Origin of the sequence: Emticicia sp. 17c, from assembly GCF_037153985.1 — a bacterium.
Classification (GTDB): domain Bacteria; phylum Bacteroidota; class Bacteroidia; order Cytophagales; family Spirosomataceae; genus Emticicia.
The window spans coordinates 224,402-245,418 of sequence record NZ_JBBAYI010000007.1; the positions used below are offsets into that span (position 1 = coordinate 224,402).

20 protein-coding genes are annotated in these 21,017 nt (G+C 39.3%); 8 read left to right on the forward strand and 12 right to left on the reverse strand.

Annotated elements, in window-relative coordinates; all coding sequences use genetic code 11:
- Positions 1–50: 50 nt before the first annotated feature.
- From WAA15_RS15110 to WAA15_RS15135, 6 genes are all read right to left on the reverse strand, one after another.
- A complete protein-coding gene (locus tag WAA15_RS15110; RefSeq protein ID WP_337043628.1) occupies positions 51–1,208 on the reverse strand; it encodes an ABC transporter permease in 1,158 nt (385 codons plus the stop codon).
- Between the two features lie 37 nt (positions 1,209–1,245).
- Positions 1,246–2,499 (reverse strand): ABC transporter permease, encoded by a 1,254-nt coding sequence (locus WAA15_RS15115; RefSeq protein WP_337043629.1) that lies wholly within the window; start codon positions 2,497–2,499, stop codon positions 1,246–1,248.
- Positions 2,500–2,561: 62 nt separating this feature from the next.
- Positions 2,562–3,227 carry an ABC transporter ATP-binding protein gene (locus WAA15_RS15120; protein ID WP_337043630.1) on the reverse strand — a complete coding sequence of 222 codons (666 nt, stop codon included), beginning with the start codon at positions 3,225–3,227 and terminating at the stop codon, positions 2,562–2,564.
- 49 nt (positions 3,228–3,276) lie between these two features.
- On the reverse strand, positions 3,277–4,731 hold the full coding sequence (locus tag WAA15_RS15125) for a TolC family protein (RefSeq protein ID WP_337043631.1): 1,455 nt from the start codon (positions 4,729–4,731) through the stop codon (positions 3,277–3,279).
- Between the two features lie 33 nt (positions 4,732–4,764).
- The gene (locus tag WAA15_RS15130; protein ID WP_337043632.1) at positions 4,765–6,012 is read right to left on the reverse strand and encodes an efflux RND transporter periplasmic adaptor subunit; all 1,248 of its coding nucleotides are present in this window, start codon (positions 6,010–6,012) and stop codon (positions 4,765–4,767) included.
- A gap of 208 nt (positions 6,013–6,220) precedes the next feature.
- On the reverse strand, positions 6,221–6,994 hold the full coding sequence (locus WAA15_RS15135) for an AMP nucleosidase (protein ID WP_337043633.1): 774 nt from the start codon (positions 6,992–6,994) through the stop codon (positions 6,221–6,223).
- A gap of 88 nt (positions 6,995–7,082) precedes the next feature.
- Between WAA15_RS15135 and WAA15_RS15140 the strand changes: the two genes are divergently transcribed.
- From WAA15_RS15140 to WAA15_RS15165, 6 genes are all read left to right on the forward strand, one after another.
- Entirely contained in the window at positions 7,083–7,529 is a 447-nt protein-coding gene (locus tag WAA15_RS15140) for a type I restriction enzyme HsdR N-terminal domain-containing protein (protein WP_337043634.1), read from the forward strand.
- Positions 7,530–7,673: 144 nt separating this feature from the next.
- Positions 7,674–8,078 carry a 30S ribosomal protein S6 gene (gene rpsF / locus WAA15_RS15145; RefSeq protein WP_337043635.1) on the forward strand — a complete coding sequence of 135 codons (405 nt, stop codon included), beginning with the start codon at positions 7,674–7,676 and terminating at the stop codon, positions 8,076–8,078.
- Positions 8,079–8,095: 17 nt separating this feature from the next.
- Positions 8,096–8,350, forward strand: a complete 255-nt coding sequence (rpsR, locus tag WAA15_RS15150) for a 30S ribosomal protein S18 (RefSeq protein WP_337043709.1) — start codon at positions 8,096–8,098, stop codon at positions 8,348–8,350.
- Between the two features lie 128 nt (positions 8,351–8,478).
- A complete protein-coding gene (rplI, locus tag WAA15_RS15155) occupies positions 8,479–8,922 on the forward strand; it encodes a 50S ribosomal protein L9 (protein ID WP_337043636.1) in 444 nt (147 codons plus the stop codon).
- A 261-nt stretch (positions 8,923–9,183) separates the two neighbouring features.
- Positions 9,184–9,903: an RNA ligase family protein gene (locus WAA15_RS15160; RefSeq protein WP_337043637.1), complete on the forward strand. Its 720-nt coding sequence runs from the start codon at positions 9,184–9,186 to the stop codon at positions 9,901–9,903.
- On the forward strand, positions 9,881–10,993 hold the full coding sequence (locus WAA15_RS15165; RefSeq protein WP_337043638.1) for an AAA family ATPase: 1,113 nt from the start codon (positions 9,881–9,883) through the stop codon (positions 10,991–10,993). Before WAA15_RS15160 ends, WAA15_RS15165 begins: the two co-directional genes overlap by 23 nt.
- A 27-nt stretch (positions 10,994–11,020) precedes the next feature.
- Here the strand turns inward: WAA15_RS15165 and nspC are convergent, their stop codons facing one another.
- From nspC to WAA15_RS15190, 5 genes are all read right to left on the reverse strand, one after another.
- Positions 11,021–12,157, reverse strand: coding sequence for a carboxynorspermidine decarboxylase (nspC, locus tag WAA15_RS15170; RefSeq protein ID WP_337043639.1), 1,137 nt, complete (start codon positions 12,155–12,157; stop codon positions 11,021–11,023).
- A gap of 247 nt (positions 12,158–12,404) precedes the next feature.
- Positions 12,405–13,223 (reverse strand): energy transducer TonB, encoded by an 819-nt coding sequence (locus tag WAA15_RS15175; RefSeq protein ID WP_337043640.1) that lies wholly within the window; start codon positions 13,221–13,223, stop codon positions 12,405–12,407.
- 307 nt (positions 13,224–13,530) lie between these two features.
- Positions 13,531–14,268, reverse strand: a complete 738-nt coding sequence (locus WAA15_RS15180; RefSeq protein ID WP_337043641.1) for a hypothetical protein — start codon at positions 14,266–14,268, stop codon at positions 13,531–13,533.
- Between the two features lie 91 nt (positions 14,269–14,359).
- Entirely contained in the window at positions 14,360–15,571 is a 1,212-nt protein-coding gene (locus WAA15_RS15185) for a saccharopine dehydrogenase family protein (RefSeq protein ID WP_337043642.1), read from the reverse strand.
- Positions 15,572–15,987: 416 nt separating this feature from the next.
- The gene (locus tag WAA15_RS15190; protein WP_337043643.1) at positions 15,988–17,175 is read right to left on the reverse strand and encodes a phosphoglycerate kinase; all 1,188 of its coding nucleotides are present in this window, start codon (positions 17,173–17,175) and stop codon (positions 15,988–15,990) included.
- 337 nt (positions 17,176–17,512) lie between these two features.
- Between WAA15_RS15190 and WAA15_RS15195 the strand changes: the two genes are divergently transcribed.
- Positions 17,513–18,364 carry a hypothetical protein gene (locus WAA15_RS15195; RefSeq protein ID WP_337043644.1) on the forward strand — a complete coding sequence of 284 codons (852 nt, stop codon included), beginning with the start codon at positions 17,513–17,515 and terminating at the stop codon, positions 18,362–18,364.
- A gap of 77 nt (positions 18,365–18,441) precedes the next feature.
- Complete coding sequence (locus WAA15_RS15200) at positions 18,442–19,596, forward strand: hypothetical protein (RefSeq protein ID WP_337043645.1); 1,155 nt, start codon at positions 18,442–18,444, stop codon at positions 19,594–19,596.
- Here the strand turns inward: WAA15_RS15200 and WAA15_RS15205 are convergent.
- Positions 19,593–20,870 carry a glycosyltransferase family 4 protein gene (locus WAA15_RS15205; RefSeq protein WP_337043646.1) on the reverse strand — a complete coding sequence of 426 codons (1,278 nt, stop codon included), beginning with the start codon at positions 20,868–20,870 and terminating at the stop codon, positions 19,593–19,595. The genes WAA15_RS15200 and WAA15_RS15205 overlap by 4 nt on opposite strands.
- Positions 20,871–21,017 lie beyond the last annotated feature (147 nt).

A 21,017-nucleotide genomic window follows, 5' to 3' on the forward strand; every position in this document is an offset into this window, starting at 1 on the left:
GAATTGTAAGCTATTATTTTTACAAATATAAGCCAATAAACTATTGATGCTTATTCTTCATGTAAAGCAACTGCCGGATAAATCTCCGATGCTTGTTTGCTTGGCAATAAAGCACAGCCAATAACAAGCAAATAAATAGAAACAACAGCCAGCAGAATACCCGCTACATAAGTTGAGGCATCAATGTCAAAAACATTAAGTAACGGAAACTGAAAGGCAAAAAACAAACCCAATATAACCCCGAATGTGGTAATAACGGCGGTTTCGCCTACAAAATGCCATAAAATACTACTTTTAGTAGCTCCGATGGCTCTACGCACGCCTATTTCCTGTTTGCGGCGGCTGATAGTCTGGAATAATACACCAAATAACCCCAACGCTACATTGAAAATAAGAAAACTGCACACAATAAGTAGAACCAGAATAGGTATCCAGATGATACGGTTTTTGTTGGCTTTCATGTTTTCAAGGTGTTGTATTTCAACCGACCAATCTTTGCCAAGTTGTACCAATGCCTTTGATATTTTCATTTCACTATCTACGGTAGTTCCGGGTTTTATACGTATTAGCATATCAGACGGCCATGATTCTAGTGGTTGTATCATACACGCAGCCTCAGGCTGAAAGTCGTTTTCAAACTTGAAGTTACTCAGGATACCCACAACTTGTCGTCTGCCGTCATTTTCGCCGATAATTTTTCCAAGTGCATTTTCATTACCAAACAATTTGTCTTTCAGATACTTGGTAATTACCACAGGCTTGATTTTGTTCACTTCATCACCTTTGGTAAACCAACGCCCTTCTGCCAACGTCATTTTCAGCACAGCAGGGTAGGAGGGGTCTGCACTCATGGTTTCTGTCATGGACTGATTCTTTTTGTAAGAATACATGTTGTTCGACGAACTGAAACTGTAAGGCATATTACTTGAGGTAAACGAAAAGGATTCTATTTCTGGAAAAGTTTTGAGTTTTTGCCTTACTAAATCCCGATAGATATTTCTGAGGCTATCAGATTGGGTATTGAAGTCAATAAAAACGGCCCATACATTTTCGTGGTCTATTCCCGATGGCTTTGAATAATTACGGTAATTGTAAAAACTTAGGCTCCAGACGGCAAATAATATCATAAAGGACACGAAGATTTCGAGCATCATCAGAAAATTGCTCTTTTTCTTCTTCCATATCAGTTTAAAAAGATGTTTTAACATAATTGTAATGATTTGAATGTGATTGATTGAATAGCGTTTATTCGCCGCCTTTTAACGCTTTAACTACCTGTAAACGAGACATCCGCCAGGCAGGATAAACGCCCGATAACAACCCGAATATTAAGCTCACCAAAATGGCTACCAAGAAAACCTTCCAGTTAATAGTTAAATCGGCGTAGTTAATCATGCCACTGTTATTAATAAAATAAATAACACCTACCGACAAAATAAGCGCAATAAAGCCCCCAATCAGGGTAAGAATAATGTTTTCGGTAATGAACTGATAGGTGAGTACTTTTGAAGATGCTCCGAATGCCTTACGGATACCAATTTCGGAGGCCCGCTCCATGATACGGCTAATATTTATATTCACCAGATTAATAGCTGGTAATGACATAAATAGTAAGGCGAAGCCTATTAAAGCCATGTATAGGTATTGTTTTTTTGTATCGCCGTCAGAGTGAGTAAACTGGCTTAAAAACGACCCTACGTAAGTGTCGGCCGTAGATGATGCCTTGTTAGGCTTAAACCATTTATCATTACTGATAAGCGGTACTTTTTTCATGATTTCCTGATACTCTGCCTTTATTACAGGGAAATCTTTTTTATCTTTAGCCAACAGAAAAACCAAATAGCTGCCATTCAGGCTTTGTTTGGTTTGGTCTACTTTAGCCGTATTATAAGGCAGATATACGTCTGAAGCTACACAAATGCGGGTAACAGGGCAACCTCGTACAACTCCTATGATTTGGTAATTAACGTTATCAATTTCCATTGTTTTACCTACTACCGATACGCCTTTCCCGAAATATTTATCGCGGGTGTCGTCGTTAATAACAATTACAAAATCGTTGTTCTGAATATTTTGTTTGGTGTAAGGCTTACCTTCCAAGAAATCGAAGTTGGTAATGTTCCAGAAATTCTCGTCGGTATATTTATACATCAGTTTTAGTTTATTCTGATTGTTATAGGCGTTTATCGTATTCGGATAAGTGGCGTAGCCTATCATTTCAGGCGTTTTCATTTTTAAAACATAATTATGAATAAAATACAAACTCACAGGAGAACTTTGCATTCCCTGCTGAGTAGTATCCTGTTGCATCATTTTTTCGATGTATAACGACCTGTCACGATTAATTTCGGGATACCCCGCTGAAATCAGGTGGTCAATAAAAGCCGTAATAACTACCAGAATTAAGAGGGTGAAACTGATACCGAAAAGACTGATAAACGTAAAGAACTTACGGCGTTTCAGTACGGCAAATGTTATTTTTAAATAATTCTTTAGCATATCTGTATGGGCAGCTGGCAAATAGATTGCTTCTGCTGGTTTTAATGACTGAATAGTTTTAATTATAATACCTGAGTACCATCGAATAACCTAACCAGACGGTTGGTCTTTTTAGCCATGTTTTCGTCGTGCGTTACCATTACAATAGTGGTGCCGTCGTTTTTATTAAGGCCAATCAGAATATCCATGATTTCGTTACCCATAGCACTGTCGAGGTTACCGGTAGGCTCATCGGCCAGAATAATTTCAGGGCGGCCTACAATAGCCCGCGCAATGGCTACTCTTTGTTTTTGCCCGCCCGATAACTGGCTGGGATAATGTTTCATGCGGTTGCTCAGACCTACTTTTTGCAGGGCTTCGGTAGCTAGTTGTGTACGCTCACTGGCAGAAGCCGACCGATACAGTAGAGGAAGCTCGACGTTATCTAGTACAGGTAAATCGTTGATGAGGTGATAACTCTGGAAGATAAAGCCTAGTTTCTGATTACGGAAATGTGCCAGCCTTTTGTCGGAAAAATCCTGAATGGTTTCATTATTAATAATGATTTCTCCTTTTGAGGGTTCGTCTAACAAACCCATAATGTTAAGAAGCGTACTTTTGCCACAGCCCGACGGCCCCATAATAGATAGAAATTCGCCTTTACCAACCTCGAGGTTAATGGCATTCAGGGCAAGCGTTTCGATAGTGCTGGTACGATAAACTTTTTCGATGTTTTTGAGCTTAATCATAATAAATATGGTTTAAATTTTTGTGAGTTTATAAGATTACGGCTGGTAATCAAGGTTGTATTTTTCTTTGTTTTTCAAAATCATATAAAGTCAGGTAGCGCAATTCGTAGTAGGTTTTCCAGTAATCCTGCAAGGCATTAATGTAATCGCGCTTGGCTTGGTCTTTTTCCTGAAAAGCAATACTTAAATCGGTTATACTCAGGTTGCCTAATACGTAGCGGTCTTGTGCTATCTGGTATTTCTCAGAGGCAATGCTATCTGCCTGTGCAGTTAAAGCTAGCTGATTCCGAAGCATTTCGAAGAGCGTTACCTTCGTGTAAATTTCCTGACGAAAAGTCTGTTTGGCTTGTTCTACTGTATACTCTGTAAGTTTCTTTTGTGCTTCGGCGGTCTTGGTTCTTGATTTTGAACGACCCCAGTCCAGAATCGGAATATCAAGTTGTAGTTGTACCGACTCCTGACTTTGAGGTTTATTGTATAGTTCAGGAATTGTTATACCACGGTTCGAAAACCCTAAAGTAGCCGTAAGAGTCATGTTCAGGCCATTATCGCCAATAGCTTTGGCTACTGCCCGTTCAGCCTCCAGAATTAAACGGCGGAACGAAATGGCGTCAGAACGGTTATCGAAGGCTTCGCTCAAAGCCGTCTGATTCGAAATAGTAATTGAGGGTAAAAGGGCCGGAATCACCAGTTCTATTTTGTTATCGCTCTGTAAACCTATATAAGCCTTTAAGTTAAGCGTCGAAATCTCGAGGTCACGTTTGGCTGTGGCAATAGCTTTCTGTGCCTTCAGCGACTCTAATTGCAGTTGTAGAATTTCGTTACGGGTAGTTTTACCAATTTCATATTTTTCGTTGGCAATTTTAACAATGGTTTGCGTATTGCTAAGATTTGTTTCTGCAATTTGCAGATTTACCTGTGCCAATAATAGATTAAAAAAATACTCGGTCGATTTTGAAGCTATTTTCTCCAACGATTCAATATAAACCTGTCGGCTTTCGTCATATTTTAAAGGTTCAATTTTTTTATCCCACTTCAAACCATTAAACCTGAAAATAGGTTGCGAGTAACCAATGGCAAACGGCGTGCTGTTATAAAGTGTGTTTTTTCTGGCAAAGTCATCAAACCTTTGTAATTGTGTGGTGGCGTAAATTTGCCCGCCTGTCTGCATAACCGATTGGCTCAACGATAAATTCAACGATGAGTTATTGTATCTGACAGGTTGAAACTGGATAGTTCCGTCGGGTTGTATTACTTCCGTAAAAGAGCGGGTAAAGGCTGGCAGGTTTCCGTTTAAGGTAAGCTGAGGCTTATAGTTCGACTGAAACGTGCGCCACTCCCAATATTTGGTTTCTTTAGTGGTTGATGCCTGCCGGGCAGCAATTGATTGGCTTTTTGCCATATCAACCACATCAGACAACGTCAGTCGGTTAAGCTCCTGCGCTTGGGTTTCGTAAGCATATCCGAGCCAGCAAAAAGTAAATATGTGTATTAGATATTTCATAATTTTGAGTATTGTCGGGTGGGTGGTGTCTGGTTATTTGATGTCTAGTTCTTTGGTGTTTTTATATTCGCTCATGTCTGAAATAATCACGGTTTCACCAACCTTGATACCTTCTTTAATTTCGACATAATCAAAATTAGACAGCCCAATTTTAACCGTACGTTTTTCGGCCTTGCCATCTTTTCTTAAGACGAATAAATCCTGTACTGATGCTCCCTTGAATGCTGGCCCGTTAGCCACCCGTATTACATTTTGTTGGGCAGCTGTAACCAGAAATACCTCAACTTTGAGCTTAGGGCGTAGCAAATTACTGTTTTTGGTATCGAGCGATACATCAAAACTCAGAATGTTGTTCTGCACCGAAGGCTGAATATTTGTAAGGCTCCCACGTAGTTGGGTGTCGTTGATGCGGATAATAACAGGCATTCCGATTTTCACCTGATCGGCATAATTGTCAGAGATAGCCCCTATAATCTTGAAACTTCCCAAATCGGCCAGACGCGCAAGAATTTCACCTTCTGATACCTTCGAGCCCAAATTTTTATTAACATACGTTAGCACACCCGGGCGTGTAGCAACAATATTGGCCTTTTGTAGTTTTGTCTGGTACTCCATCAATTGTTTTTCTTGAATCTTAGCCGATAATTCTGACTCCCGAATATCAGCCTGCATGGTTTGTTGTTTAATTTTGATGTCGTTTTCCAGTTGCTTTTTTTCCAGTTCGGCAATGCGTAAATTCATTTCGGCTGTTTCAATGGCTTCACGAGTGCCGCCTCCGGCTTTTTGCAGACGTTTGGCATTTTCTACATCTGCTTTCAGGCTTGCTATCTTCATGGCCTTGATTGAGTCGTCGATTTTTAAATCATAGAAACTTTTGTCCAAATCAAGGCGAAGTTTTACAACTTTGTTTTTCTTAAGGTCTACTTCATCTTTCTCTTTGTCGAAAGTGAGTTGAGTAGCTTCTTTGTCTAGCTCAAGTATTTTCTCGCCGGCTTTTACGTTACTTCCTGCATCCAGAAAAGTTTGTTGAATAACAGCCGTAATCGGGCTAGTGATAACTTGCTCAAATTCGGGTTGTACTTCACCCGAAGCAGTTAAAGTATTTTCGATAGTTCCGACCTCGGCCACCGCCATTCTGATTTCTGATTTGTTGACAGAAGAATGTAGAGCCATTCGGACCCACCACACAACCAGAAAAACACCAACTAGTATAGCCAGACCAATTAACCAGTTTTTACTTTTCTGCTTTCGAACTTCTTTGATAGAAATTTCTTTATCCATAGCTTTAAACAATTTTGTATGAGTGTTGTTGGTTATTATACTTGTTTCAAAATCGTTCGTTTTTAAAACAAATACATAATAGGTCTTTCAATCTGTGTGCCAATTGATAAATTACTGATAGTGAGGTGTTTGTGTGGTTTGTAAAAACAAAAAAGTGTCCGATAATGGGACACTTTGTTCGATAATGGGATTTCTATTTCAGTTGGTTTTACTCAAACCTTAAATGTTTTACAGACTCGCCTGAGTTGGCTAACTCTTCCAGAGAATCGATACCAATCTGTAAATGATTTTTCACATAGTTAGTAGTTACCTTCTTGTCGCTTTCTTCGGTTTTTACGCCGTCTGGTGTCATTGGGTTGTCTGATACTAATAGCAATGCTCCGTGTGGGATTGAATTAACAAAGCCTACAATAAAGATAGTGGCTGTTTCCATATCAATAGCCATTGCTCTGATTTCGCGCAGGTACTCTTTAAAAACGGTGTCGTGCTCCCATACTCGGCGGTTAGTTGTGTAAACGGTGCCAGTCATGTAGTCTAACTCATGTTTTTTAATCATAGAACTGACAGCCCGCTGTAAGCGGAACGAAGGCAAGGCCGGAATTTCAGGGCGAGCGTAATCATTGCTGGTTCCTTCTCCACGAATAGCCGCAATGGGCAAAATGAGGTCGCCTAATTGTGTTGTTTTTTTCAAGCCTCCGCATTTACCAAGAAATAAAACTGCCTTAGGCTGAATTGCCGATAACAAGTCCATTACAGTTGCAGCCATGGCACTTCCCATACCGAAATTGATAATAGTAATATGGCCAGCCGATGCCGTTTGCATGGGTTTGTCTTTGCCTTTTACTTCAACATTGAACATTTCGGCAAACATATCAACATAGTTATGAAAGTTCGTTAACAGAATATAGGGCTTAAATTCAGATAGCGGAGTGCCTGTATACCTCGGTAGCCAGTTGGCTACAATCTCTTCTTTTTTTTCCATAAATAAATAGTAGTTTTGTTTTAAAAATAAGCGTAATTATTAGCAACCAATAGGCGGTTGTAATAATTTAATAGTTTGTTAATTAAAGATGATAACACTAAACTTACCACCTTTCGAACACAAAATTAAGGAAATTGAGGGGAAAATCTGTATTTTTGATGTTATACGTAGAAAATATTTGGTTCTGACGCCCGAAGAATGGGTCAGGCAGCACTTTGTACATTTGTTGATGAATCATTATCAATACTCCAGAAGCCTGATTCGTCTGGAAGGAGGGCTAAAATATAATCAACTACAAAAACGCTCTGATATCGTTATTTTCGACCAGTCGGGCCTGCCATCTTTACTCATCGAGTGTAAGGCCCCCGAAGTGGCTATTAATCAGGCTGTTATTGAGCAGGCTTCACGCTATAATCATACCTTACGCTGCCCCTATCTGGCTGTTACAAATGGCCTTAAAACCTTCTGTTTTGAGATTGATTTTGAAAATCAGGGCTTTCGCCAATTGCCAGACATCCCCAAAAGGCTGTTCTGAAACTACTTTCTTGGGTTTATTTACTGGAAATCAGGGTTTTCGCCAAAAAAAACCTAACAGATTTTTCATTGTTCTGTAATTTTTCTTACCTTTGCACCCTCATTTTTAAGAAATAAATTTTTATTAATTAAACACTGTTTTAGTATGTTTCAAAACCAGTATGAGACAGTTTTCATCTTAACTCCCGTTTTATCTGATGCCCAGATAAAGGAAGCTGTCGAAAAATTCAAAAAAACATTAACTGATAATGGTGCTGAGTTAGTTCATGAAGAACATTGGGGTCTTCGTAAATTGGCGTATACCATTCAGCACAAAAATACGGGCTATTATCAGTTATTCCAGTTCAAAGCTACTCCTGCTATTGTAGCAACTTTGGAAACCGATTACAAACGTGACGAACGTGTAATGCGTTATTTGACTACAAAATTAGACAAATATGCCATTGATTATAGCGAACGCCGTAGCAAAGGCTTAATTGGTAAGAAAAATGTAGAATCTGCTCCTGCTGGCTCTAAAGCTGAGAAAGTAGAAGCCACAACCGAAGAATAACAATGAAAAATAACACAATGTCACTTGTAAACGACCCAGTAGATAGAAAAGATACGGCTCGTAAAAAATATTGCCGCTTCAAAAAAGCCGGTATTAAATATGTAGATTACAAAGACCCGAATTTCTTATTGAAATTTGTGAATGAGCAAGGTAAAATCCTTCCTCGCCGTCTGACGGGCAATAGCCTTAAATTCCAACGCAAAGTTTCGGTTGCTATCAAACGTGCAAGACACTTAGCTTTAATGCCATTCGTAGCTGACGGACTTAAATAATTTAGTGATTCAGTGAATGAGTGGAGTCATGATTTGTAGGTTTTTATGTAAATCGCTCAATCATCCAGTCACCGCAGCAGCGGCCGCTCAATCACTCAATTGTAATACCTCATTCACAATTAAGAAAGATGGAAATAATATTAAAAACTGATATAGTAGGATTAGGCTACAAAAATGACGTGGTTGTTGTAAAACCAGGTTATGCGCGTAACTATCTTATTCCGCAAGGCTTTGCTCAACTAGCCACTGCGTCGAATCGTAAGGTTTTAGCAGAAAACCTTAAACAAGCTGCCCATAAAGCTGAAAAAATCAAAAACGAAGCATTAGCTATTGCTGAAGCTATCGGTGATATGGTTATCACTATTGCCATGAAAACTGGCGAAAGTGGTCGTATCTTCGGTCGTGTAACAAACACTCAGGTTTCTGATGCCTTGAAAGAAAAAGGCTTCGAAATCGACCGTAAGAAAATCGCTTTGGAAGACATCAAAAATATCGGTGATTACACCGCTACCGTTGACCTTCATAAAGAAGTGAAACATAAAGTGGCTATCAAAGTAGTTGCTGAAGAATAGTAGCGTATCACGGATTGGTAATCCGTGGCACCATATACAACCAAAAAAGCCTTTCTCTCTTAGGGGAAAGGCTTTTTTGGTTGCACTCTAAATGAGTTTTTGGTAATAATTCAAAAAAATAGCTAGATTTGCAGGAAAATTAATTATAAACCTTCTAATTCTTGAAGAACCATGTAATACTTAGTCAGAATAATTGAATATAGCCTGCTGAAAACCAGCAGGGCGGTATTGTATTGTTTATGACTTAAATATGATTACAAAATGGGTATTTCAAGAAAATACGGAAGAACGTACCATTATCCTTTTTCTCCTGGTGCAACTTCCGACGATAAAATCAATTTTAATTACTGGAATAATTTCCAACAAATAAAGCGCATTGTTCATACTGAGAAGTTCGACGGTGAAAACAATTGCCTGAACCGCTATGGCGTATTTGCCCGCTCTCACGCAACGCCTACGGTATCTCCGTGGTCACTTAGGATTCGACAACAATGGGATTTGCTCAAAAATGATTTGGGTAATTACGAAATCTTCGGAGAAAATCTCTATGCCATTCATTCAATTGAATATAAGAAACTACCAGCTTATTTCTTTGTATTTGCAGTTAGGCAGCAGGATTACTGGCTTTCATGGGAAGAAACAAAGTTTATTGCCCAATTATTTGATTTAGCTGTGGTAAATGTGTTAGCAGAAGTTAGTATGCCCGTATCTCAGCATATTTTTGAGGCAGATATACAACAGAAGGCCAGCCAGCCAAGTATTTATGAATCGGTTGATATACTTACACAGAAAACCTGCACAATTGAAGGTGTTGTAAGCCGGAATACCAACGAATATCCGGTTGAGGCTTTTGCTTCTAATGTTTTAAAATATGTAAGAAAAGGACATATCAAAACGGATGAGCATTGGACAAAAAATTGGAAACGTGCGCAACTTTTATACGAAAAGGAGGTGGATTATGTGGCAATTAAGCGAAAATAAAGATTGGAAGTTTTTACGAGAAAAATTTTCATGGGTACATGATATGGAAGGTATACCACAAGATGCCCGCTTCCATGCTGAGGGTGACGTTGCGGTGCATACCAGAATGGTACTAAATGAGTTAGATAAATTGCCCGAATTTCAGGCTTTACCAAAACAAGCGCAGGGAATCATGTGGGCTGCGGCTTTAATGCATGATATCGAAAAACGCTCAACAACCATGTTGGAGCCTGATGGCAGTGTTACCTCTAAAGGACATGCCAAAGCAGGTGAAAAAGCAGTAAGGCAAATACTATATAAGCATATAGTAACCCCCTTTGCCATACGGGAAACCATAGCAAAACTGGTAAGATATCATGGGCTACCTTTATGGATTTTTGAAAAAGAAAATCCTGAAAAATCCTTAATAAAAGCAAATATGACAGTTAATCTGCAATGGCTTACTTTATTAACCAAAGCTGATGTGCTAGGAAGAGAATGTAAAGATAAAAATGAATTACTCTATCGCATTGAATTATTTGAGGAGTTCTGCAGAGATAAAAATTGTTGGGGTAACATTCGTACTTTTCCGTCTGACCTAGCAAAATTTGAATATTTTATGAAAGAGGGTCGTAGTCTTGATTATGAACCTTACCTGAAAGAAACAAAAGCATTTGAAGTGATTCTGTTATCGGCTTTACCGGGAACCGGAAAAGATACTTACATTCACAGATTTTTAACAGACTGGCCAGTTATTAGTCTGGATAATATCCGTAGAAATATGAATATAAGCCCAGCTGATAAAGAAAACAATGGTAAAGTAATACAAATAGCGAAAGAACAAGCACGTAGTTTTTTAAGAAAAAAGCAAGGGTTTGTCTGGAATGCTACAAATATTACCCGTCAGAATCGGGAGCAACTTATTGATTTATTTGTAACCTATGGTGCAAGTGTAAAAATTATCTATCTGGAAGTACCTTATCAACAACTACTCAGGCAGAATAAAAACCGTGCTTATGTAGTACCCGAAAATGTTATGGACCGTATGATAAAAAAGCTAGAAGTGCCAGATTTATACGAAGCTCATCAGGTTGTTTATGAGATAAGATAGGCAATTTTGCCTATCTTATCTCATTCCTTATATTCTATCTTTATAAGTTCTGTAACCAAACTTTTTCAGGAGTTCAAACTCATCGTTTTCTTTCCAGATACCTATTGATGGTAAACCTACCCCGTTAAAAGTAGTTGTTTTTACCATAGTATAGTGAATCATGTCATCAAAAACGATTTTATCTCCAATACTCAAAGGCTTGTCAAACGAATAATCGCCCATGAAATCGCCAGCCAGACAGGTCATGCCGCCCATGCGGTAGGTTGGTTTTCCTGCCACAGCATCAGTAGCACCCCAGATACGCGGTTTATAGGGCATTTCGAGGGTATCAGGCATGTGTGCTGCAAACGATACATCTAAAATGGCTACATCAATGCCTTGTGCATCAACTATATCCAGAACCGTTGAAACCAGATACCCCGTTTGCCAGCCAATGGCTGACCCTGGCTCAAGAATCACTTCAATCTGATAGGTTTCTTTCAAGCGTTTAATTTGTTTAATCAGGTGAGCATGGTCGTAGCCCTCTCGCGTCATTAAATGCCCACCCCCCAAATTAAGCCATTTAATCTGGTGTAATAAATCGCCGAATTTTTCTTCTATATGCACCAGTGTGCGTTCAAGTGTATAAGAATCGTTTTCACACAGCGTATGCGAATGTAAGCCTTCTATTCCTTCGGGTAATTTCTCTCCTAATAAATCTCTGGTAATACCCAAACGCGAACCCGGAATACAAGGGTTATACATCTCGGTTGATACCTCGGCATATTGTGGGTTAATTCTGAGGCCACAAGAAATTTTTCTGCGCGATTTTTCCACCTGAGGTTTAAATTGTTGCCATTGATTCAGCGAGTTGAAAGTTATATGGCTGCTGTATCGCATAATTTCCGAAAACTCCTCCGGCTTATAGGCTGGGGCGTAGGTATGTGCCAAGCACCCCATTTCTTCTACAATCAGGCGGGCTTCGTTTAGCGAGCTGGCAGTTGCTCCTGATAAGTACTGCGCCACCATCGGAAACGTAGTATACATGGCAAAGCCTTTCAAGGCTAGAATAATATTTGCGCCCGATTCGGTCTGAACACGGTTTAATAATTCAAGATTTCGGCGTAATAGTTTTTCTTCTAAAACATAACACGGCGAAGGAATTTTAGCTATATCTATCGACATTTTGAACGGATAAATGAAAAAAGCGTTGCTTACGCTACCAACAAATCATACACAAAATTAAGCAATTTCCGGCACATTAAAGGGGTTTAAATAATTTACTCAGAAATATAACAGAGACTTAAAACAAACAGTCCGAATGAAAATCACTCGGACTGTCCAAATTACCTCAAATAAAAAAAATTTTGACGAAATCGTAACTTACATTTACTAAGGGGGGCTACGGGGCATTAATTTTCTGTTCATATTATTACTCTAATTTAAATGTTACGGGTATAGTAAACTTCACTCTCACGTTTCTGCCGTTTTGTTTTCCAGGGTTCCACTTAGGCATTAGCTTTACGGTTCTTGTAGCTTCTTCGTCCAGACCAAAACCAACACTTTTTACTACTTGTATATCGGTAATACTACCGTCTTTTTCAACAATAAAACTCATATACACACGCCCCTCAATGTTAGCTCTTTGAGCCACTGGTGGGTATTTCAGCGTTTTTGAAAGAAATTTGTACAGTTCACTTGTGCCTCCTACAAAAGTGGGTTGTACTTCTACATGTAAAAACGCTTCATTACTTTCTTCTACTTCCGCAATTTTTTTCTCAACAGGCGGAGCTTCAGCTGGTGGAACATCCGTGATACCCTCTGGTGGTAGCCCCGCCTTTGTTACAGTGCTTATGGCAGCAACTTCTATTTCTTGTAATGTTGGCGGTGCTTCTTCTTTTTCGGTGGTTTCTACTACTTTCGGTGGTACATACTTCACTGATTGTATCGGTTCAATAGGCTTGGGTGGCTCCGGCTCAGGCAGCGGCTGAACCGGTGGTATTTCCGGCTCTTTAATAGTTGTAACAGTAAGGTCAACTAAAGTTGCTTTTTCATCTGCCTCTTCTTGGTGGGCAAAAATGTAAGAAGTAATAAAAAGACCTGAGAAAATTGCGATACCAATCCACATAGAACGATTCATGGTGGCAGTATAGGTCTTACGAAGATTGTAAGCACCATAATCTTTGTTTCGATGCTCGAATACAATATCATCGAGCGTCACAGGCATTGTTGACGGAACGTTGGTTTCCATTTTTGTAAAGTTTAAGTTGAACATTTTGTAGCTTCTTGAACTACGATACAACGTTAAGAAAGAAAATTGATTCATGCAAGGAAAATCTATAAATATTTAGATAATTATCTAAATATTTATTTTTTATATATCTGTTTACCTATGCACTAATAGATAAAAGTATTTTTAGCATGATAATATTGTGAGTTAAAGCAGCTACTTTGCTTGAATATACTATTGTTAGATGGTTGTCTAAATTAAAACAAAAATCGCTTTATTCATGATTGTTAACGCATGAATAAAGCGATTCCGACGAGCTAGACTTACTTTATAACGTATTGTAATAATCTACCACTCTGGCTAAATCATATTCATTTTTGAACGTAAGATTTTCTTTTTTGATGTAGGCTTCCAACTGTTCTTTTTTGTCATTCAGCGCATTGAGAATAGCGTTTTTCTTTAGCTTGGTTCTACTCAGTGAGCCATCTGGCTTCTGAATAAAATACTCCGAATTATCAATATAAGCATCATAGCGGCGGTCAACGTTAGAAACGGCTGAATAATTAGCTTTTTGCATCATTTTACTAACATATTTCAGTAAAGAGGTTTTATTTTTATACAAAACCATTAAATAACATACAGGCACTACGCCGCCTTCGGTTTTCAAACCTTCAAACTTTACAAACGGATAACTAATATTATGAGCAGCATCGTTAATGATAAAGCCTGTAATCTGATCAGGATTTACAATAATTGAATCTCCGATTGAGCGTTTAAATAATAATTCCTTGTTGTGCGTATCATACTTGAGAGGTACAATCTTGGGGGCTTTGGTATTTTCTTTCACAAATACAAGTTGCCCGGTAAGCCACTCATCTATAAAATATCTGGAGCCTTTTACTCCTTCATAGCGTAAATCGTAGGCGGCCATAGTATTCTGGTTTTTACTAGGAGTGCCATCAACGGTTTGTAGGGAATTAAAAACCATAGCATCATGCACTTTATTTTCTTGTGCCATGAGCGTACAACTAAATAAAAGAGCGGCTGCAAAAGAGATAGCTTTCATTGATTAATATGATTATGTATTGCAATATAACCCTAGAACGAAAAAAATCCACTAATTGCTTAGTGGATTTGGTAGTTTGGTGCAAATATTTTTAATATTCGTGAGGTAATGGAATATTTACCTGCTCGTGCCATGGCAACCCTTGCGTATTTAGAAGTTCCATGAATGGGTCAGGGTTCAGCTCTTCACAATTCCATACACCTGGTTTTTGCCATTCAGGGTTAGTCAGCATCAGCATGGCCCCAATCATGGCAGGTACGCCAGTGGTATAAGAAACAGCCTGCGCCCTTACCTCGCGGTAGCATTCGGCGTGGTCGCAGTTATTCCATACATAATAAGTTTTATCTTTACCGCCTTCAATGCCTTTAATCTGGCAGCCAATAGAGGTCTGGCCTGTATAGTTTTCACCTAAGGTATCAGGGGCAGGTAAAACGGCTTTCAGAAACTCTAACGGTACAATATCCATACCATTGAATTTCACAGGGTCAATGCGGGTCATGCCTACATTCTGAAGAACTTCAAGGTGCGTAAGGTATGCCTGCCCGAATGTCATCCAGAAACGCGCACGTTTCAGCGTCGGAAAATTCTTAACTAATGATTCTAATTCCTCATGGTATAGTACATAAGATTCTTTAGGCCCGATTTCAGGGTAATCAATTGGTTTATGAATCGACATTGGCGGGATTTCGACCCATTCGCCATTTTCCCAGTAACGACCATTCTGTGTAATCTCGCGGATATTGATTTCAGGATTAAAATTGGTTGCAAAAGCCTTTCCATGATTACCGGCGTTGCAATCAATAATATCCAGATAGTGCATTTCATCGAAATGATGCTTATTGGCATAAGCACAGAATACCTGTGTAACGCCCGGGTCAAAACCACAACCAAGTAAAGCCATCAAGCCTGCTTCCTTGAAGCGGTCCTGATACGCCCATTGCCAGCTATATTCAAATTTGGCTACATCTTTTGGTTCGTAATTGGCTGTATCAAGATAATGCACACCTGTTTCCAGACAAGCATCCATAATGGTTAAATCCTGATACGGAAGTGCTACGTTGATAACCATTTTAGGGCCGAAACTTTTAATCAGTGTTACTAGTTCGGGTACATTATCGGCATCAACTTTAGCAGTTTTTATGCTTACACCGTGCATTTCCTGAATATCGGCTGCAATTTTATCGCATTTTGATTGAGTGCGGCTTGCTAATAAAATTTCCGTAAAAATGTGGGAGTTCATTGCACATTTATGGGCAACTACGCTGCCGACTCCACCGGCACCAATGATAAGTACTTTTGACATTTTATGAATGGAAAATGAATGAATTTTTTAATTTAGTAAACAAAGTTATACTAAGGTTTAAAAATAAGTCGCAAAGATAATGGTTTGAGAAGAAAGAATCAGAAATTCTATGTTGTTTTTGAGTAAAGATAGCCGTTCAATAAAAATATAGGCAAATCTGTATCCTTTTTACCTGAAAATACGTTATGTAGATAATATTAGATCCCAAAACCTTTATTTCTTATGCAAAAAACTACGAAAACTGAATCGCCGGTGAAGTACGCAGAACTGTTATTAGTAGCTATACTCACCCTTGTGGTAGCTGTTGGCATCTATTTTACGAACATCAAGCTCTGGTAAAATAGTTTTTTGAAACGCATTATACCGAAAAACCCCTGACGGCTAAATCAGGGGTTTTTCATTTATTTTTCTTGTTACTATTCAAGGGCAGCTACACCGGGTAGGGTTTTGCCTTCCATGTATTCTAGTAAAGCTCCTCCACCTGTCGAAACATACGATACGCGGTCACCATAACCGGCATTGTTTACTGCCGAGGCCGAATCGCCACCGCCAATAAGCGAGAATGCGCCGTTTTCTTCGGTAGCTTTTACAACTGATTCTGCAATGGCATTGGTACCGATAGCAAAATTAGGGAACTCAAAAACACCCATAGGGCCATTCCAGAGAATAGTTTTTGATTTTTCGATAATATCGGTAAATGTTTTGATGGTATCAGGGCCTATGTCGAGACCTTCCCAGTCGGCCGGAATTTGTCCGGTTTGTACTACTTGTCTGTTAGCATCGTTCGAGAAACCATCGGCACAAACGTTGTCAGACGGCAACACAAGGTTTACACCTTTAGCCTTTGCTTTTTCGATAAGCTCTAAAGCCAACGGTTGTTTATCGGCTTCTAGAAGAGATTTGCCTATTTCGCCTCCCTGAGCTTTAGTGAAGGTGTAAGTCATACCGCCGCCAATAATCAGGTTATCAACTTTGTCTAATAAACGCTCAATGATAAGAATCTTGTCTGAAATTTTAGCACCACCCATAATTGCTGTAAACGGGCGTTCAGCGTGTTCCAGAATTTTTTGTGCGTTGTCAATCTCTGCTTGCATTACGTATCCGCAAACGCGGTCTTCAAAGAATTGACCAATAACTGCTGTTGAAGCGTGCGCTCTGTGGGCAGTACCAAAAGCATCATTTACCCAAACATTACCTAGCTTTGAAAGTTTTTCAGCAAAAGCTACATCACCTTTTTCTTCTTCTTTGTAGAACCTGAGGTTTTCGAGCAATAGCACTTCGCCTGGTTTCAGGTTTTCAGCTTGTTCGTAAGCCGAAGCACCAATACAATCGTCAGCAAATTTAACTTGCAAACCTAATATTACAGAAAGTGGATTCACCAGATGTTTCAATGAGTATTTTTCTGTTGGGCCATCTTTCGGACGCCCTAAGTGTGACATCAGAATGCACGAGCCTCCATCATTTAATATTTTCTTGATGGTTGGTATGGTTGCAGTAATCCGAGTGTCGTCAGTGATTTCGTATTTTTCGTTAAGAGGTACGTTAAAGTCAACTCTAATGAGGGCTTTTTTGCCCGAGAAATCAAAAGTATCTAATGTTTTCATCCTTTGTAGATAATGAGTGAGTAATAAACGCAAGCAAAATGAGTAAATTTACTCATTCTTTCTTAGTTCAATTATTTATTGGGCTAGACGGTTTTCTTACGACAAATATAAATTTTCTTTTCGCTTTAATCACGAAAATTTACTACGATTCTTTTACTAAATACTAAAATATCTTTATATAGTTATATTTTTTCTTTGGTTATGAAAAATATTATTTCGCTTAACAACTATTTCAGGGTTTTAAGCGTCTTTCAGTTTGAATCTGGCATGATATGTCTTTGAAATTACGAATAGGAATCTCAGTTTTTTTGTAAATTTGAAATCATTTCCACTTATTATGAAATCAGTTATACCTTTCTTATGTTTTGTGTGTTGTTCATTTCTGACTTTCGGACAGGAGGAAGACGAGTATTATAAAAAGCCAAGCCAAAGAAGCGATGTGAAGAATAACATCTATCCTAATCTTGACCGTAAGTCAATTAACCTTTATCTAGGAGTAGAAGGTGGCATGGAACTAAACCAGTCAACCTTAATAAGCAACCTTGATGGGTTAATTGGTAAACAGAAAGGAAACGATTTATACTGGGGTATTGTGTTAGGATACAACATGAACGATAAGTGGTCGGTTGAGATGGGCTATTACAAAAATCCTACTTATATTATTCAGACAGTTAGCTCTGGCAGGTCAATACCTTATATTTATCGTTATGGAACAGGTTTACAAACCATTCCTATTCGTTACAAGCGTAAAGTGTTAACCATTGACCCTATCACAAAAAATGCAACCATTCATATTGGGGCAGGTATTCTGTTTTCGCCGGAAGCTGCTAATAAAAAAATAGGTGAGCGTATTTTTACGGCAACGACCCTTAATCCTCAACAGCCACGAGACACCCTTCGTCATGTGCTGAAAAGTGAGGGTTTTCTCAATAAAAATGCCATAGCACAAGCAGAAGTACAGGTCGAACTCCACGGGCGAATCTCAAATACATTATCAATCGTTGTTTTTGCCAGAGGTAATGTTACTCCAAAGGGTAATATTCGTTCAGATGTAGACTACTCTATTAATTCCGTTACAGTAGATAAAGCTCATCAGATATCAAACGGTATCAGTTTTAATTTTGGGTTGGTGTTCCGATACAATATCCTACGGGGCTATAAATATATTGATCAGGAACATACCGAATAAGCCTTTGCACTGGCAAGCTGTTTCATTTATAGTATTATTGCTCTACCTTTGCATGATTTAAGTGATGCCTTTACTCAATGCCAGATAAATCTGAAAAAACAACACCCGTTGTTACCATTATTAACCGTCATTACCCGCCAAACCCTGGCATTACAGGAGAGTCGGCATGGGACATGGCGAAATATCTCATAGAAAAATATCAGGCCGAAGTACATATTGTACATATTGACCGCACTTATGAGGGCGGTGGGCAAATCAGGCAGCCTATTGGAGTGCTGCATCCTGTAAAAACAATTTATGAAGGCAAAAACAAAATTCTTAAACTTATTTCTGGCACACTCGATGGCCTTTTTCTTGTACTAAAGGCCAGAAGGATAAAAAGAGGTAAGGTAATTGTCATGACAAGCCCGCCTCTGCTTCCTTTTTGGGCGGCATGGTTTTTAAAAGATTGGGTGTTGTGGTCGATGGATTTATTCCCTGAAGGCTTTGCTGCCGCCGGAACTGTAAAACCGTCGAACCGCATGTATCAATGGGTGTTAAAGAAAACCTACCAACGCCCGCCTGCACATTTAATTGCGCTAGGGCCTAATCAGGCCGCGTTTGTACAAGCCAGTTACAAACATTCAATAGACACCACTATTTTGCCTTGCGGAGTGCTTTTTCATCAGGAAAATGACACCAACATACCTGACTGGAAAAAGCAGGATGGAAAAATATATTTTGGCTACTGTGGTAATCTGGGTCAACCACATTCTGACGAATTCCTGCTAAGATTCATCGATAATCTGGATACAGAAAAACACCACCTCATTCTGGCCGTTTATGGAGAAAAATCAGCCGCAGTATTGACCTACGCTCAAGATAAAAAAGGAATTACTATTTTAAAAGGAGTACCGAGAAGCCAACTACATTTTATTGACGTGCATTTGGTGAGTTTGTTACAACAATGGACACACATTGCTGTGCCGTCGAAAGCAGTAAGTTCGATTTGTGCAGAGGCTACTATTTTGTTCTGTGGTAGCAAGGAGGCCGACACATGGGCTTTACTGAATGAAGCAGGATGGCTTATTGAAGAAAACCAGCACATGGACGCACAGATAAAAACTTTTCTGGCACAGTTGACTTATCAGGGAATGCTCCAAAAACGAACAAATGCCCGACATCTGTTTCAGAATTTACAAAAAATGGTGGTAGCAGCCTATGAAGACGTAAAGGAATTAGGGGCAAACTAATTTTGTACAAGGCTTCGGTATATTTTCAGATAGGCTTCTTTAACTACTTCCTGAGAATAGTTTTCTAATACTTTTTTTCTTGCCTGAGCAGATAAATCGGTAGCGTTGGCTTCAAAAAGTACCCATCTGATTCCCTCAGCCAGACTCTCGGCCGATTTGTATCTTGCCAGAAACCCCGTTTGTTTGTGGGTAATCATTTCGGGGATACCACCAACCTCAAAACCCACTGCGGGCGTACCGCAAGCCATTGCTTCCATAATAGTATTAGGCAGGTTTTCCTGGATGGACGGAATCGTAAAAACATCAGCAGCAGCATATATCTGCGCTATGGTAGCCATATCAGTAATGCGCCCCAAAGCATGAGTTTTAAAAGGCAAGGTTTGGTTTATGGCTTCATCGCTTTCGCCTAAAATAACCAGTTCTATGGTTGAGCTATCGGCTAGCTGTGTTTTTAATAAATGCAGGGCCTCCTGAAAATAGCTGAATCCTTTCCAGATAACCGTAACTTTTGCAGCCGCAAACAAAATTAATTTTTTATCAGCGGGTAGGTCTAGTTTTTTTCTGGCTTCTTTTTTATCAAAAGGTTTGAACAAACCTACATCTAACGGGTTGGGGATTGCACCCACAGGCAGGTTCTTGAAAAGGCTGCTTTTTTTTGCACGGTTGGCAAGCCATTGGCTACACGCAACAATCTGAATGTGGGCATCGGCCAAACCAGCGAATGCTTCCTGTTTTTGCTGCCATACCTGAGCCGATAAATCGTCAGGAGCAGGTGAACGAAGATACGGCAGGCAATTACCACAACCCGATTGATAATTTTCACAATCGCCGCTATGATGGCACCCTCCCGTAAAAGCCCACATATCATGTAAAGTCCAGACAACAGGTTTGCCAAGTTTAAAAAGTTTGCCAAGCGATTGAATAGAAAGAAAACCGAAATTAACCCAATGCAGATGTATCACATCGGCTTGTTGTACCAAAGGATGTTGGGTTATATCAATGCCAGTATTGGCTGGCGAAAAAGCAAAACGTACTTCTTTATTTTTTTCAAACAAACGAAAATATAAACGCTCGGTTATAAAACGACCCAAAGCCATTTTTTTTTGCCACCAGTTTTGTGCGATGGCCTCAACAGCGGTGTGATTCCGTTTTTTTTCCTGCACCAGCATTTGTGCTGTAACACCGCCGGTTTCTTCCAGAACCGATAACAAACGCAAGCAGGCAATGGCTGCGCCACCCATACTATCGTCGGTATTTATCAGGAGAATTTTCAAGAAATTAGTACTTTACTAGATGGATAACAGGTGCGAAATAAGCAAAATTTTGCCATATCTTTAACAAGCGTATACTGCAAGTCATAAAAAATAATGCTTGTGGTGTAAGTTTTCTCATTGTCTCTCGACTAATTGTTTAAAATCAAG

Excerpts from the sequence above, each read along its gene's own strand:
- WAA15_RS15110 (WP_337043628.1), bottom strand. The coding sequence starts at position 1,208 with ATGTTAAAACATCTTTTTAAACTGATATGGAAGAAGAAAAAGAGCAAT.
- WAA15_RS15115 (WP_337043629.1), bottom strand. The coding sequence starts at position 2,499 with ATGCTAAAGAATTATTTAAAAATAACATTTGCCGTACTGAAACGCCGT.
- WAA15_RS15120 (WP_337043630.1), bottom strand. The coding sequence starts at position 3,227 with ATGATTAAGCTCAAAAACATCGAAAAAGTTTATCGTACCAGCACTATC.
- WAA15_RS15125 (WP_337043631.1), bottom strand. The coding sequence starts at position 4,731 with ATGAAATATCTAATACACATATTTACTTTTTGCTGGCTCGGATATGCT.
- WAA15_RS15130 (WP_337043632.1), bottom strand. The coding sequence starts at position 6,012 with ATGGATAAAGAAATTTCTATCAAAGAAGTTCGAAAGCAGAAAAGTAAA.
- WAA15_RS15135 (WP_337043633.1), bottom strand. The coding sequence starts at position 6,994 with ATGGAAAAAAAAGAAGAGATTGTAGCCAACTGGCTACCGAGGTATACA.
- WAA15_RS15140 (WP_337043634.1), top strand. The coding sequence starts at position 7,083 with ATGATAACACTAAACTTACCACCTTTCGAACACAAAATTAAGGAAATT.
- rpsF (WP_337043635.1), top strand. The coding sequence starts at position 7,674 with ATGTTTCAAAACCAGTATGAGACAGTTTTCATCTTAACTCCCGTTTTA.
- rpsR (WP_337043709.1), top strand. The coding sequence starts at position 8,096 with ATGTCACTTGTAAACGACCCAGTAGATAGAAAAGATACGGCTCGTAAA.
- rplI (WP_337043636.1), top strand. The coding sequence starts at position 8,479 with ATGGAAATAATATTAAAAACTGATATAGTAGGATTAGGCTACAAAAAT.
- WAA15_RS15160 (WP_337043637.1), top strand. The coding sequence starts at position 9,184 with ATGGGTATTTCAAGAAAATACGGAAGAACGTACCATTATCCTTTTTCT.
- WAA15_RS15165 (WP_337043638.1), top strand. The coding sequence starts at position 9,881 with ATGTGGCAATTAAGCGAAAATAAAGATTGGAAGTTTTTACGAGAAAAA.
- nspC (WP_337043639.1), bottom strand. The coding sequence starts at position 12,157 with ATGTCGATAGATATAGCTAAAATTCCTTCGCCGTGTTATGTTTTAGAA.
- WAA15_RS15175 (WP_337043640.1), bottom strand. The coding sequence starts at position 13,223 with ATGGAAACCAACGTTCCGTCAACAATGCCTGTGACGCTCGATGATATT.
- WAA15_RS15180 (WP_337043641.1), bottom strand. The coding sequence starts at position 14,268 with ATGAAAGCTATCTCTTTTGCAGCCGCTCTTTTATTTAGTTGTACGCTC.
- WAA15_RS15185 (WP_337043642.1), bottom strand. The coding sequence starts at position 15,571 with ATGTCAAAAGTACTTATCATTGGTGCCGGTGGAGTCGGCAGCGTAGTT.
- WAA15_RS15190 (WP_337043643.1), bottom strand. The coding sequence starts at position 17,175 with ATGAAAACATTAGATACTTTTGATTTCTCGGGCAAAAAAGCCCTCATT.
- WAA15_RS15195 (WP_337043644.1), top strand. The coding sequence starts at position 17,513 with ATGAAATCAGTTATACCTTTCTTATGTTTTGTGTGTTGTTCATTTCTG.
- WAA15_RS15200 (WP_337043645.1), top strand. The coding sequence starts at position 18,442 with ATGCCAGATAAATCTGAAAAAACAACACCCGTTGTTACCATTATTAAC.